This is a genomic window from Xanthomonas sp. WHRI 6108 (assembly GCF_040202385.2).
GTDB lineage: Bacteria > Pseudomonadota > Gammaproteobacteria > Xanthomonadales > Xanthomonadaceae > Xanthomonas > Xanthomonas arboricola.
Genome location: NZ_CP168198.1, coordinates 3697910 through 3712552, shown reverse-complemented (window position 1 = coordinate 3712552; position 14643 = coordinate 3697910). Strand labels below are relative to the sequence as shown.

The following is a 14643-nucleotide window of genomic DNA, read 5'->3' as shown; positions in this document are numbered from 1 at the left end:
AGCCAGCGCGGGCCGCTAGGGTACCATTCGCGCTTTGAAGGCACGGGACTGACGATGATTCGAAGCATGACCGCGTTTGCGGGTGGCGAACGCATCACGCCCTGGGGCACGCTCGGTTGCGAGCTGCGCTCGGTCAACCATCGGTTTCTGGAAGTGGGCGTGCGCCTGCCCGAAGAACTGCGTGCGCTGGAGCCGCTGCTGCGCGAGCGCGTGGCGGCGAAAAACAGCCGCGGCAAGCTGGATCTGGCGCTGCGCCTGCGCGCGCCGGACAACGCGCAGACCCTGGCCGTGAACGAATCGCTGCTGCAGGAACTGGGCGCACTGGCCACGCGCCTTGACGGCATGTTCCCCAAGCTGCAGGTCGGCTTCACCGATCTGCTGCAGCTGCCCGGCGTGCTGCAGGTGCAGGACGTGGACGCACCGGCATTGCAGGCGCAGGCCCTGGCATTGCTGGATGAGGTGGTGGACAGTTTCGTCGCCGCGCGCGAGCGCGAAGGCGCCAAGCTGGCCGATGCGATCAGCGAGCGGATCGATGCGATCGAACGTATCGCCGCCGAGGTGCGTACGCTGATTCCCGTCATCCGCGAAGGGCAGCGTGCCAAGCTGGCCGCCCGGCTGGCCGATCTGCCGCATCCGGTGGACCCGGGGCGCGCCGAGCAGGAACTGGTGCTGTGGCTGCAGAAGCTGGACGTGGACGAAGAGCTCGACCGCCTGTCCAGCCACATCGCCGAGATCCGCCGCGTGCTCAGGCAGCGCGAGCCGGTCGGCCGCCGCCTGGACTTCCTGCTGCAGGAATTCAACCGCGAAGCCAATACGCTCGGCTCCAAGTCGGTGGACAGCCGCACCTCCAACGCCGCGGTGGATCTGAAGGTGCTGATCGACCAGATCCGCGAGCAGGTGCAGAACATCGAGTAGCCGGGAGTGGTGATTGGGGATTCGGGATTGGTCGACGGCCATCCCGGGTTTCAGCGGGGCGCGGCCAATACCGGTAGCATATCGACCCCGGTGGTACCGGTCCGCAGCCCGTTCGCGAATCCCGACTCCCCAAGCCCGAATCCCTGACCCTATGCGCGGCACCCTCTATATCGTTGCGGCCCCTTCCGGCGCCGGCAAGAGCAGCATCGTCAACGCCACCCTGGCGCGTGATCCCAAGATCGCCTTGTCGATCTCGTTCACCTCGCGCGCGCCGCGGCCGGGCGAACGGCATGCCGAGCACTACCATTTCGTCTCCGCCGACGAGTTCCAGGGCATGATCGAAGCCGGCGACTTCTTCGAATACGCGCTGGTGCATGGCGACTGGAAGGGCACCGCGCGGCAGTCGGTGGAGCCGCAGCTGGCCGCAGGTCACGACGTGCTGCTGGAGATCGACTGGCAGGGCGCGCGCCAGGTGCGCCAGAAGGTGCCCGACGCGGTCAGCGTGTTCATCCTGCCGCCGTCGCGCCAGGCGCTGGACGAGCGCATGCGCAAGCGCGGCCAGGACAGCGAGGACGTGATGGCGCAGCGGCTGGCCGCTGCCCGCGAAGAGATGCTGCATTTCGAAGAGTTCGATTACGTCATCATCAACGAGACCTTCGACACCGCGGTCTCGGAGATGTGCGCGATCTTCACCGCCAGCCGGCTGCGCCGGCAGGCGCAACAGCAGCGGCACGCGGCGTTGATCCGGGCCTTGCTGGACTGAGCTGCTCAAATCCCTGATTCCAAAGGAAACTGAATGGGCCCAGGTTGCCGTGACGGCGGCCCGGGCGTACACTCCGCCCCCTTTCCCTCATTCGATGCGCGGCCGTTGCTGGTCGCCGGGAGCCCGCATGGCCCGCATTACCGTAGAAGATTGCCTGGAAGTCGTGAACAACCGTTTCGAGCTGGTCATGATGGCGTCCAAGCGCGCCCGTCAGCTCGCCAACGGCGTGCAGCCGTTGATCGAAAATGCCGACGCCAGCGACAAGCCCACCGTGATGGCACTGCGCGAGATCGCCGCACGCCGGATCGACAACGCGCTGATCGACGAAGTCGAGAAGGCCGAGCGCGAGCGCGCCGAACGCGAAGCGCTGGAATGGGCCGCTGCCGAAGTCGTTGCCGACGAAGACATGTCCAAGAACGACGATTGATTGTTCGCATCGCTGCGATCGATCTGAGCAGCCCGCCACGCGCGGGCTGTTTTCGTTTCAGGCCCGCTTTGGTGCCTGCAGTGTGCAAACGTTTGCCGTGACTGCGTTGCTGGCATAGTCTTCCGGCATGAACCCAGGCCCCACTGCCCAGGCGACCGTCGTGACGTCTCCGTCTTCCGACCAGGCCATCCCCGACTACGTCCTGCACTTCGAACGCGCGGCCAGCTACCTTCCCAAGGAGCAGCTGCCGATCCTGCGCCGTGCCTGGGAAGTGGGCGCCAGCGCGCATGCCGGCCAGACCCGTAAGTCGGGCGAGCCGTACATCACCCATCCGGTCGCGGTGGCCGGCGTACTCGCCGAGCTCGGCCTGGACATGGAATCGCTGATCGCCGCGATCCTGCACGACACCATCGAAGACACCCCGCTGACCCGCGAAGAGCTGGCGTCGGAATTCGGTGAAGCGGTGGCCGAGCTGGTCGATGGCGTCACCAAGCTGGACAAGCTCAAGTTCCGCGACCGCCAGGAAGCGGCGGCGGAGAGCTTCCGCAAGATGCTGCTGGCGATGTCGCGCGACCTGCGCGTGATCATGATCAAGCTGGCCGACCGCCTGCACAACATGCGCACGCTGGGCGCGCAGAGCAGCGAGGCGCGCAGCCGCATCGCGCGCGAAACGCTGGAAATCTACGCGCCGATCGCCCAGCGCCTGGGCATGAGCCTGATCAAGTCCGAGCTGCAGAACCTGGGCTTCCGCGCGCTGTATCCGTGGCGTCACGCCATCATCGAAAAACATATCCGCAGCCAGCCGGTGGTGCGGCGCGAATCGATGGCGCAGGTGGAAGTGCAGCTGTCGCAGCGGCTGGCCAAGGAAGGGCTGGAGCACCGCCTGGTCAGCCGCATCAAGACGCCCTGGAGCATCTATTCCAAGATGCACGAAGAGAACAAGTCCTTCGACCAGGTGATGGATGTGTTCGGCTTCCGCCTGGTGGTGCGTTCGGTGGCCGATTGCTATCACGCGCTGGGCGCGGTGCATGCCACCTTCAAGCCGCTGGACGGGCGCTTCCGCGATTTCATCGCCATCCCCAAGGCCAACGGCTATCAGTCGCTGCACACCGTGTTGTTTGGCCCGTATGGCTCGCCGATCGAAGTGCAGATCCGCACCGAGGAGATGGACCTGATCGCCGAACGCGGGGTGGCTGCGCACTGGACCTACAAGGTCGGCTCGGCCTCGCCCAATAGCGCGCAGAGCCGCGCGCACGACTGGATCGTGGAGCTGATCGATTCGCAACGCGCGGCGGGCTCGTCGCTGGAGTTCCTGGACAACGTCAAGGTCGACCTGTTCCCGGACGAGGTCTATCTGTTCACGCCCAAGGGCAAGATCCTGGCGCTGCCGCGCAACTCCACCGCGCTGGATTTCGCCTATGCGGTGCACACTGACGTGGGCAACCGCGCGGTCGCCTCGCGGGTGGACAAGAAGCTGGTGCCGCTACGCACCAAGCTGGTCAGCGGGCAGGCGGTGGAAATCATCACCGCGCGCTCGGCCACGCCCAAGCCGCAGTGGCTGGAGTTCGTGGTCAGCAGCAAGGCGCGTACCGCGATCCGCCACCAGCTCAAGCAGCTCGAACACGAAGACGCCGTGCAGCTCGGCCACCGCATGCTCGATCGCGCGCTGGAAGCGATGGACAGCTCGCTGGAGCGGCTGCCCAAGGGCCGCCTGGACGCCTTCCTCACCGAGCACCGCTATCCACGCCTGGAAGCCTTGCTGGCCGACGTGGCGCTGGGCAACTGGATGCCGACCCAGGCCGCGCAGGCGCTGATGGCCTACGCCGAATTGCGCGGTGGCGGCCACTCCAAGCATTCGCACGAAAAGATCCTGATCGACGGCAGCGAGCGCGGCGTGATCAGCTTCGCCAACTGTTGCCAGCCGATTCCCGGCGACGAAATCATGGGTTACCACACCGCCGGCAAGGGCATCGTGGTGCACCGTCTGGACTGCCCCAACCTGGCCGAGCTGCGCAAATCGCCCGAACGCTGGGTGCCGATCGACTGGGATTCCAGCGTCAGTGGCGACTACGACACCGCCTTGATCGTCGAGGTGGAAAACCGCACCGGCGTGCTGGCCCAGCTGGCTGCGGCTATTGCGCAGAGCCAGTCCAATATCGAGCGCGTGGATTACCTGGACCGCGATTTCAACGCGGCGGTGCTGCGCTTCAACATCCAGGTCCGCGACCGCCGCCATCTGGCCGAAGTGATGCGCCGGCTGCGGCGCCTGCATGTGGTGCAGAGCGTGGGGCGGCAGTAGAAGCGGCGAGCAGACCGTGGCGAGCAGTCGTCAGGTGGCTGTCGGCGTCGCGCTCAAAGCCGGCGTGTACGCGTGGTCCATGCCGCACCGGGCACCGGTCGCACCCGCCCGGCGGTGCGCAGTCGTGTTGCCAGTTGCTTCGAATCCGGTCCCCGCGTTGGACAGTGGCTGCGCTGCCGTGCGTCTGTGACAGCGCACGCGCCTTGCCCGGCTCAGGCGATCAAACGACCCAGCGCAGGGTTGTCGTTATCCTGTTTCCACACCAGGTGCAGCTCCACCGGCGTGGCAGGGGTTTCCTCGCGCAGCGGCAGGTACACGATGCCGGCGTAACGCAGGCCGCTGGCGCCTTCGGGCACCAGCGCCATGCCCATGCCGCCGCGTACCAGCGCCAGCACCGAATGAATCTGGCTGACGTATTGCACCGAGCGCGGCGCGATGCCGCGCGCACCGAACAATTGCGCCAGCAGATCGTAGAAATAACGCGCCTCGTCCGGTGCGTAATTGACCAGCGGCTGGCCGTGGAAATCCTGCAGACGCAGGCTGTCGCGGTGCGCCAGCGGCGAGTCTTCCGGCAGCGCGGCGATCAGCGGTTCGCGTGCCACGCAGCGGCTGTGCAGGCCCTGGCGTTGGATCGGCGGGCGCAACAGGCCGATATCCAGCCGGCCTGCATCCAGTGCGTCCAGTTGCGCCAGGCTGACCATCTCCTTGAGTTGCAGATCCACATCCGGCGCTTGCCTGCGCCACCGCGCGATGGCCTCGGGCAGGAAGCGGTAACTGGCACCTGCGGTGAAACCCACCGACACGTTACCGGCATCGCCGGTGCCGATCCGGCGCGCGCGCAGGCCGGCGTTTTCGGCCATGCGCAGGATCGCGCGCGCTTCGGCAAGCAGGCTGCGCCCGGCCTGGGTCAGCCGCACATGCCGGCTGTTGCGCTCTAGCAGCGCGGTGCCGACGCTGTGCTCCAGCAACTGAATCTGCCGGCTGAGCGGCGGCTGGGTCATGTTCAGGCGCTCGGCCGCGCGACGGAAGTGCAGTTCGTCGGCGACGGCGACAAAGCAACGCAGTTGCTGCAGATCGAACATGGGGGACGGGCCTCGCATGGCAAAACAGGTGAATTGATGCTGCACCCGCAACATCCTTCCGCCGCCAGCGCCGATGAATAGGCGCTGCCACGCCAACGACCACGTTGGCGGGCGCAGCCGGCCATAATTACGTACTGTCGAAAAAGCGTTGCAAAGCAGCCATTTGCGGCGCACTACATCGATCGATGACGCGATTGATTCAACTTGTGTATCAAACAATACGTCCTTTGGTTTGGACCGGCAACGATCTGCGTTTCTAGGATCAACCGCATCCCCCGCCCAGGAGCGTTTGTCCGATGAGCAGCAGATACACCCCTTCCGAAATGGCCCAAGCACTTGGCGCCGGGCTGTTGTCGTTTCCGGTGACCCATTTCGATGCCGACCTGGCCTTTGACGAACCCGCCTACCGCAGCAATCTGGACTGGCTGTCCTCGCACCCGGCTGCGGGGCTGTTTGCCGCCGGCGGCACTGGTGAGCTGTTTTCGCTGACGCTGGATGAAGTGAATCGCGCCGTGCGAGCAGCGGTGACCCAGACCGCCGGCCGCATGCCGGTCATCGCACCGGCCGGTTACGGCACCGCGATCGCCATGGAGATGGCGCAGGCTGCCGAGCGCAATGCTGCCGACGGCATCCTGCTGTTTCCGCCGTACCTCACCGAGTGCGATGCCGATGGCGTGGCCGACCATGTCGAGCGCGTCTGCAAGGCGACCAGGCTGGGCGTGATCGTCTACGGCCGCGCCAACGCCAAGCTCGACGACGTGACGCTGGCGCGGGTGGCCGAGCGTTGCCCCAACCTGGTGGGCTACAAGGACGGCATCGGCGATGTGGATCGCATGACCCGCATCTACGCACGCCTTGGCGACCGATTGCTCTACGTGGGCGGACTGCCCACCGCCGAAACCTTCGCGCTGCCGTATCTGGAAATGGGCGTGACCACGTATTCGTCGGCCATCTTCAATTTCCTGCCCGAGTGGGCGCTGACGTTTTATGCAGCGGTGCGTGCGCGCGACCACGTCACCATCTACCGCGAGCTCAATGACTTCGTGTTGCCGTACACCGTGCTGCGCAATCGCCGCGCCGGTTATGCGGTGTCGATCGTCAAGGCCGGCATGCGCGCGGTCGGCCGCCCGGCCGGTCCGGTCCGCACGCCGCTGGCCGACCTCAACGAGGACGAATTCGCCCAGCTCAAGCAACTGATTGGAGGACGCCGCTGATGCACAGCATCACGGGCCAATCGCTGATCGGGCAGCGCGACGTGCGCGGCGCAGGGGAGGAATTTCATGCGCTGGATGCGGCCAGCGGTGCGGCATTGCAGCCGGCATTCGGCTCGGTGAGCGCACAGGATCTGGAACAGGCCTGTGCGTTGGCGCGGGCGGCGTTCGATCGTTACCGCGAAACGACGCTGGACGCGCGCGCAGTCTTCCTGGAAACCATCGCCGAGCAGATCCTGGCACTGGGCGATGCCTTGATCGAACGCGCCATGCACGAAAGCGGCCTGCCGCGCCCGCGCCTGGAAGGCGAGCGGGGGCGCACGGTGGGGCAGCTGCGCCTGTTCGCCAACGTGGTGCGCGAAGGAAGCTGGCTGCAGGCGCGGATCGACCCGGCGCTGCCGCAACGCACGCCATTGCCGCGTGCGGATCTGCGGCAGCGGCATATCGCGCTGGGGCCGGTGGCGGTGTTCGGTGCCAGTAATTTCCCGCTGGCATTCTCGGTGGCCGGTGGCGATACCGCCTCGGCACTGGCGGCCGGCTGCCCGGTGGTGGTCAAGGCGCACAGCGCGCATCCGGGGACTTCGGAATTGGTGGGCCGTGCGATCCAGGCGGCGGTGGCGCAATGCGGCCTGCCCGAGGGCGTGTTCTCACTGCTGTTCGACGCCGGCATCGAGATCGGTGCACGACTGGTCGCCGACGCGCGCATCAAGGCGGTGGGTTTCACCGGCTCGCGGGCCGGCGGCATGGCGCTGGTCAAGATTGCCGCCGCACGCCGCGAGCCGATTCCGGTGTATGCGGAGATGAGCGCGATCAATCCGGTGTATCTGTTGCCGCAGGCGCTGCAGGCGCGCGCATCGGATCTGGGCAAAGCGTTCGTCGGCTCGCTGACCCTGGGCAGCGGGCAGTTCTGCACCAATCCCGGCTTGCTGCTGGCGATCGATTCGCCGGCGCTGGATGCATTTGTCGCATCCGCAACGCAAACGCTGCAGGCCGTGTCGCCGGCAGCGATGCTCACCGCAGGCATTGGCCAGGCCTACGCGCAAGGCGTGCAGCGTCTGGCCGCGCACCCGCAGGTCAGCACGCTGGCACGCGGCGCTGCGGCGGACGCCGGGCGCTGTCCGGCGGCGTTGTTCGGCACCGACGCCGATGCCTTCCTGGCCGATGAAGCGCTGCAGGCCGAAGTCTTCGGCGCCTCGTCGCTGCTGGTGCGTTGCAGGGACATCGAACAGCTGCGTGCGCTGAGCGAGCACCTGGAAGGCCAGCTCACCGCCACCTTGCACATGGAGGTGGGCGATACCGAACTGGCCGCCGCATTGCTGCCGGTGCTGGAGCGCAAGGCCGGACGCATCCTGGTCAACGACTGGCCCACCGGTGTGGAGGTCTGCCACGCGATGGTGCACGGCGGCCCGTTCCCGGCCACCTCCGACAGCCGCAGCACCTCGGTCGGCACGCTGGCGATCGATCGCTTCCTGCGCCCGGTCTGCTACCAGGATCTGCCGGCTGCGCTGTTGCCTGCCGCCGTCGCGCACGACAACCCGCTCGGGCTATGGCGACGCGTCGATGGCGCGCTGGGACACGACTGACGGCTGCCGCAGCAACGATGCCTGAGGCGTGCCGGAGGAGGGTCCGGTACGCCATCCGCAGGCGCAACGTGGAGTACCGAAGCGCAGTGCGCTTCCATCGTCATAGGTGAGGAACGATGATGGCTATCGATTCAAAAACGGTCGGTTCAACGACGGTTCCGCGCAGGCGCTACCTGATCTTGCTGATGCTGTTCGTGGTCACCACGATCAACTATGCCGATCGCGCCACCTTGTCCATCGCCGGTTCCGCGGTCCAGGATGCGCTGGGCATCGACGCGCTGCAGATGGGCTTCATTTTTTCTGCGTTCGGTTGGGCATATGTGGCCGGGCAGATTCCCGGCGGCTGGTTGCTCGATCGCTTTGGCTCGCGGCGCGTGTACGGCCTGTCGCTGCTGATCTGGTCGCTGTTCACCGCCTTGCAGGGCTTTATCGACTGGGTGCCGGTGACCTGGGCGGTCACCACGCTGTTCGTGCTGCGCTTTCTGGTCGGCATCGCCGAAGCGCCGTCGTTCCCGGGCAATAGCCGCATCGTGGCGGCCTGGTTTCCCACTGCAGAGCGCGGTCTGGCTGCGTCGATCTTCAATTCCGCGCAGTACTTCGCCACGGTGGCGTTCGCGCCGTTGATGGGCTGGCTGGTGCATGCCTGGGGCTGGGAGCATGTGTTTCTGGTGATGGGCGCGGCTGGCGTGTTGCTGGCGCTGGTGTGGCGCAAGACCATCTATGCCCCGCGCGAACATCCGCGCCTGAGCGCGCAGGAACTGGACTACATCCAGCGCAACGGCGCGCTGGTGGACATGGAGCAGGGCAACAAGCCCGGCCGCCAGCCCAAGGGCACGCAATGGCATTACGCCAAGCAGTTGTTGTGCAACCGCATGTTGCTGGGCGTGTACATCGGCCAGTACTGCATCACCACGCTGACGTATTTCTTCCTGACCTGGTTTCCGGTGTATCTGGTCAAGGAGCGCGGCATGTCGATCCTGGAAGCCGGATTTGTGGCCTCGTTGCCGGCGGTGTGCGGTTTCATCGGTGGCGTGCTGGGTGGCTATGTGTCCGACCGCATGGTGCGGCGCGGCTACTCGCTCACCGTCGCGCGCAAGAAGCCGATCGTTGTCGGCATGTTGATGTCGGTGACGATGATCGGCTGCAACTATGTGCAGGCCGAATGGATGGTGGTCGGGCTGATGGCGCTGGCCTTCTTCGGCAAGGGCATCGGCGCACTCGGCTGGGCGGTGGTGGCCGACACCTCGCCCAAGGAAATCGCCGGCCTGTCCGGTGGCCTGTTCAATACCTTCGGCAATATCGCCGGCATCACCACGCCGATCGTCATCGGCTACATCGTCTCCACCACCGGCACCTTCGAGTGGGCGCTGGTCTTCGTCGGGCTCAATGCCTTGCTGGCGGTGGTGTCCTATCTGGTGGTGGTGGGCGAAATCAAGCGCGTGGAACTCAAGGCGCCGCCCGGCGGCCCGTCCATGCCCGTGCCCGCAACGCTGTGACCGTCCTGGGAGACTTTCGATGACTATCCACACCGCACCTGCAAGCATCGGCGCCACGCCGCGCATCACCGACATCCGCGTGGTGCCCGTCGCCGGGCAGGACAGCATGCTGCTCAACCTCAGTGGCGCACACGCGCCGTACTTCACCCGCAATGTGCTGGTGCTGCGCGATTCGTCCGGACGCACCGGCGTGGGCGAAGTGCCTGGCGGCGCGGCCATCGCCGGCTTGCTGCAGGAAGCAGCGCCGCTCATTCGCGACCGCTCCATCGCCGAGTATCAGCGCATCCTCAATCAGGTGCGCACCGCCTTTGCCGACCGCGACAGCGCCGGCCGTGGCCTGCAGACCTTCGATCTGCGTATCACCATCCATGCGGTGACGGCCATCGAGTCGGCGTTGCTGGATCTGCTCGGGCAATTCCTCGACCAGCCTGTCGCTGCCTTGCTCGGTGAAGGCCAGCAACGCAGCGCCGTGGATGTGCTGGGCTATCTGTTTTTCATCGGCGACCGGCGGAAGACTGCGTTCGACTATCGCGACGGCAGCGGTGCCCGCGATGACTGGGAGGCTGTGCGGGACCAGGAAGCCTTGACGCCGGCATCGTTGGTGCGCCTGGCCGAAGCGGCCTACGAAAAATACGGCTTCCGCGATTTCAAGCTCAAGGGCGGCGTGCTGCGCGGCGAAGACGAAATCGACGCCATTGTCGCGTTGCACGCGCGGTTTCCGCAGGCGCGCATCACCCTCGATCCCAATGGCGCGTGGTCGCTGGATCAGGCCATCGCCCTGTGCCGCGGCATGCACGGCGTGATGGCCTACGCCGAAGATCCGTGCGGTGCGCAGGATGGGTATTCCGGGCGCGAGATCATGGCCGAATTCCGTCGCGCCACCGGCTTGCCGACCGCCACCAACATGATCGCCACCGACTGGCGGCAGATGGGCCACGCCATCCAGTTGCAGTCGGTGGATATCCCGCTGGCCGACCCGCATTTCTGGACGTTGCAGGGCTCGGTACGAGTGGCGCAACTGTGCCGCGACTGGGGCCTGACCTGGGGCTCGCATTCCAACAACCATTTCGATATTTCGCTGGCGATGTTCACCCATGTCGCCGCCGCGGCGCCTGGGCGGGTGACCGCGATCGATACGCACTGGATCTGGCAGGACGGCCAACGCCTGACCCACGACCCATTGCAGATCGTCGGTGGCCAGATCCAGGTGCCGGCAAAGCCGGGCCTGGGTGTGGAGCTGGACATGGACGCGCTGGAGGCGGCGCATCGCACCTATCAAAGCCTGAGCCTGGGCGCGCGCGACGATGCCGCCGCCATGCAGGCGCTGATCCCCAATTGGACCTTCGACAACAAGCGGCCCTGCCTAGTGCGCTGAAGCGCCCCGATGCCTGCCGCCGGAGCGCCGGCAGCACGGCCGCCAGTTCACCGCAGGTGGAGAACCGAGTAATGAAAAGCATGATGGCGATCAGCGGCGCTGCGCTGCTGGCGGTCGGCGCGGCCGGGCGTGCGCGTGCGCAACAACCCGATGAGGGGTTCTGGAATGGCGCAACGGCCGAAGTCACCGCACTCAACTTCTACTACAACCGCGATTTCCGCAGCGGCGACGGGCAGGGCAAGCGTGCCGAGTGGGCGCAGGGGTTTGTGGTCGATGCCCGTAGCGGCTATACCCGCGGGCCGGTCGGCGCGGGCCTGGATCTGCTGGGTATCGGCGATTTCAAGCTCGATGGCGTGCGCGCCGAAGGCGGCACCGGCCTGCTGCCCAGCAACGACGACGGTACTGCGCAACATGCGCTGACGCGGGTGGCACCCACGCTCAAACTGCGCGCCTCGCAAACCGAAGTGAAGTGGGGCAGCTTCATTCCCAACGAGCCGCTGGTGCGCGCCAGCATCACCCGCATCATGCCGGAAACATTCCAGGGCGTGACGCTGGAATCCAAGGACGTGCCAAAGCTCGATCTGCTGCTCGCGCGCTTCACCAGCGCCTGGTATCGCGATGGCGATTCGCGCGTCCCCATCACCTTGACCAACAAGAATCGCCGTTTTCTGGGCACGCCGGATTCGGATGCGTTGAATCTGCTCTCGGCAACCTACAGCGTCGTGCCCGGCACGCAACTGCGCTATCAGGGCGCGGTGATGGAAGACATCTACCGGCAGCAGCTCTATAACCTGATCCAGACGCACACCTTCGGCAAGGACCAGCTGCGTGTGGATCTGCGGTATTTCCGTACCGATGACATCGGCCAGTCGCGTGCCGGGCCGATCGACAACCGCATGTTCAGCAGCATGCTGTCCTGGCGCAAGGGCGGGCACGAATTCGGCGCCGGCTATCAACGCCTGTCCGGCCCCAGCGCCATGCCCTGGCCGGGCGGCACCGACGGCAATGTCTTCAACTGGACCTTCATCAACGACTTTCTCGAACGCGGCGAGCGCAGCTGGCAGCTGCGTTACAGCATCGATGGCAAGAGCATCGGCATCCCCGGTCTCAGCGTCATGGCGCGCTACATCAATGGCGACCATGCGCAGCCGGCCACCTATGCCGGCCAAGGCCGCGAGTGGGCCCGCGATGTCTTGACCACCTATCAATTCCAGAGCGAGCGCTTCAAGCACTTGAGCCTCATCTGGTTCAACGGCACCTTCCGCTCCAATTACCAGCGCAATGTCGATGAAAACCGCTTGATCCTGCAGTACCGCCGTCAGTTCGACAGCCCCGACCGGTAGTGCACTCCACCCCACGCCTGCAAGGTAGCCCCACGATGTCCGCAACCCAGCAACCCACCCGTTGGCTCAGCATCCGCGCCCATGCGCGCGACAACGTCGCCATCGTCGTCAACGATGACGGCGCGCCGGCCGGCGCCACCTTTCCGGATGGGCTCACCGCCGTCGAACACATTCCGCAGGGCCACAAGATGGCGCTACGCGACCTGGCCGCCGGCGCGCCGGTGATCCGCCTGGGCGCGGTGATCGGCACCGCCAATGCCGACATCGCACGCGGGGCCTGGGTGAGCGAGCAATTGCTGGCGATGCCCGAAGCGCCCGATCTGGCCGCGCTGGATCTGTCGCTGCAGCCGGCACCCGCACCCGCGCCCTTGGATGGCTACACCTTCCAGGGGTATCGCAACCGGGATGGCAGTGTCGGCACGCGCAACATCCTGGGCATCATGACCAGCGTGCAGTGCGTGGTGGGCGTGCTCGGCCACGCGGTGGAGCGCATCCGCACCGAGCTGCTGCCCAAGTATCCCAATGTCGACGATGTGGTGGCGATCAATCACGTCTATGGTTGCGGCGTGGCAATCACCGCGCCGGAGGCCATCATCCCCATCCGCACGCTGCGCAATATCGCGCGCAGCCCCAACTTCGGCGGGCAGGCGCTGATCGTGGGCCTGGGCTGCGAGAAACTCGCGCCCGAGCGCCTGCTGCCGGACGATGCCAGCGCCGACGACAGCGGCGTCTACCGTCTGCAGGAAGCCAGCCTGGGCTTTGCCGACATGGTCGGTTCGATCATGGCCATGGCCGAAGAACGCCTGTGCCATCTGGACCTGCGTCGGCGCGAAACCGTGCCGGCCAGCGAACTGGTGGTAGGCATGCAATGCGGCGGCAGCGATGCGTTTTCCGGCGTGACCGCCAACCCGGGCCTGGGCGTGGCGGCGGACCTGCTGGTACGCGCCGGTGCCACGGTGATGTTTTCGGAAAACACCGAGGTGCGCGATGGCATCCATCTGCTGGTGCCGCGCGCGGCCAATGCCGATGTCGCCAGGGCGCTGGTACGCGAAATGGCCTGGTACGACGCCTACCTGGCGCGCGGCCAGGCCGACCGCAGCGCCAACACCACGCCGGGCAACAAGAAGGGCGGGCTGGCCAACATCGTGGAGAAGGCGATGGGCTCGATCGCCAAGTCCGGCTCCTCGGCGATCAACGGCGTGGTGCCGCCCGGCGAGCGGGTCAAGGGGCGCGGGCTGCAGTATTGCGCCACCCCGGCCAGCGATTTCGTCTGCGGCACCTTGCAGGTTGCGGCGGGCATGAACCTGCACGTATTCACCACCGGGCGCGGAACGCCCTACGGCCTGGGCATGGTGCCGGTGATCAAGGTGGCTACCCGCAGCGAATTGGCGCAGCGCTGGTCCGACCTGATGGACATCGATGCCGGCGGCGTGGCGACCGGCGACAAGACGCTGGAGCAATTGGGCTGGGAGTTGTTCCGGCGCTATCTGGACGTGGCCAGCGGCCAGCGCACCTGGACCGAGCAACACCGCCTGCACAACGATCTGGCCTTGTTCAATCCGGCGCCGATCACCTAGCCCTGCCGGTTTTCCGCAGTGGCGGGCCGCTGGGTGGCGCAGCGCTCAGGCCGACTGTTGCGCCGCCGCGCAGGAGGCGATGTTCCCGAGTCGGTAGCAATGATGCGGCGCTGCACGTCTCTCGGTGTCGTGACCGCGTCGTGACGACCCTGCGGCACAGGTCGCACCCCCGGAGCATCGCGCGCCGCAGCGCTGCCGCACCACAGTGCAACGCATTTGGCGTGGCTTCGCCCGGGCCTTCACCCAAGCCCTGTTTCGCAGGACAGTGGCCAGCGTTTCCAGCGGAAGAGGGGCTAGCGTCCAGCAAAAGAGGGGCGCGCCGTTCCCTTCTCCCTTCGGAAGAAGGTGCCCCGTCGGGGCGGATGAGGGGACGTGCGCAGCCTCGTGCTCCGTCGCGCGGCCTCCAGCGGCGCACGCGCACAGCCTCACCACGCCATCGCGCGCGCGCGGGCGGGCGGGCGGGCGAGAGCAGGCAGACACCAACCCATTGCAAGATGCCCAGCCCACCGGGCAACACGCCGCTACGCCGGCGGCCAACGCCTGCGCGCCGTCACCGCCCACGCCCCATTCGC

At 66.4% G+C, this 14643-nt stretch carries 11 protein-coding genes; 10 read left to right on the top strand and 1 reads right to left on the bottom strand.

From position 1 onward, the window contains the following. Window positions 1-54: 54 nt before the first annotated feature. From ABQ039_RS15590 to ABQ039_RS15575, 4 genes are all read left to right on the top strand, one after another. Complete coding sequence (locus tag ABQ039_RS15590; protein ID WP_349777946.1) at window positions 55-915, top strand: YicC/YloC family endoribonuclease; 861 nt, start codon at window positions 55-57, stop codon at window positions 913-915. 151 nt (window positions 916-1066) lie between these two features. Then, a complete protein-coding gene (gmk, locus tag ABQ039_RS15585; RefSeq protein ID WP_016903572.1) occupies window positions 1067-1678 on the top strand; it encodes a guanylate kinase in 612 nt (203 codons plus the stop codon). Between the two features lie 127 nt (window positions 1679-1805). Then, window positions 1806-2105 carry a DNA-directed RNA polymerase subunit omega gene (gene rpoZ, locus ABQ039_RS15580; protein WP_002812428.1) on the top strand — a complete coding sequence of 100 codons (300 nt, stop codon included), beginning with the start codon at window positions 1806-1808 and terminating at the stop codon, window positions 2103-2105. Window positions 2106-2232: 127 nt separating this feature from the next. Next, window positions 2233-4404 (top strand): bifunctional (p)ppGpp synthetase/guanosine-3',5'-bis(diphosphate) 3'-pyrophosphohydrolase, encoded by a 2172-nt coding sequence (locus ABQ039_RS15575; protein WP_024938122.1) that lies wholly within the window; start codon window positions 2233-2235, stop codon window positions 4402-4404. A gap of 212 nt (window positions 4405-4616) precedes the next feature. Here ABQ039_RS15575 and ABQ039_RS15570 read toward each other — a convergent pair whose 3' ends face one another. Next, window positions 4617-5486 (bottom strand): LysR family transcriptional regulator, encoded by an 870-nt coding sequence (locus tag ABQ039_RS15570; RefSeq protein ID WP_046344132.1) that lies wholly within the window; start codon window positions 5484-5486, stop codon window positions 4617-4619. A 296-nt stretch (window positions 5487-5782) separates the two neighbouring features. Between ABQ039_RS15570 and kdgD the strand changes: the two genes are divergently transcribed. The 6 genes from kdgD (at window position 5783) to garD (ending at window position 14071) form a co-directional block, all read left to right on the top strand. Then, the gene (gene kdgD / locus ABQ039_RS15565) at window positions 5783-6700 is read left to right on the top strand and encodes a 5-dehydro-4-deoxyglucarate dehydratase (RefSeq protein WP_046344130.1); all 918 of its coding nucleotides are present in this window, start codon (window positions 5783-5785) and stop codon (window positions 6698-6700) included. Then, window positions 6700-8280, top strand: coding sequence for an aldehyde dehydrogenase (NADP(+)) (locus tag ABQ039_RS15560; protein WP_046344128.1), 1581 nt, complete (start codon window positions 6700-6702; stop codon window positions 8278-8280). The genes kdgD and ABQ039_RS15560 overlap by 1 nt, the downstream gene beginning before the upstream one ends. 116 nt (window positions 8281-8396) lie before the next feature. Continuing rightward, window positions 8397-9776 carry an MFS transporter gene (locus tag ABQ039_RS15555; protein ID WP_349777947.1) on the top strand — a complete coding sequence of 460 codons (1380 nt, stop codon included), beginning with the start codon at window positions 8397-8399 and terminating at the stop codon, window positions 9774-9776. Window positions 9777-9795: 19 nt separating this feature from the next. After that, the gene (gene gudD, locus ABQ039_RS15550) at window positions 9796-11151 is read left to right on the top strand and encodes a glucarate dehydratase (RefSeq protein WP_184608615.1); all 1356 of its coding nucleotides are present in this window, start codon (window positions 9796-9798) and stop codon (window positions 11149-11151) included. A 71-nt stretch (window positions 11152-11222) separates the two neighbouring features. Continuing rightward, on the top strand, window positions 11223-12494 hold the full coding sequence (locus tag ABQ039_RS15545; protein ID WP_184608617.1) for an OprD family porin: 1272 nt from the start codon (window positions 11223-11225) through the stop codon (window positions 12492-12494). A 35-nt stretch (window positions 12495-12529) separates the two neighbouring features. Continuing rightward, window positions 12530-14071, top strand: a complete 1542-nt coding sequence (garD, locus tag ABQ039_RS15540; protein ID WP_184608619.1) for a galactarate dehydratase — start codon at window positions 12530-12532, stop codon at window positions 14069-14071. Window positions 14072-14643: the final 572 nt, after the last annotated feature.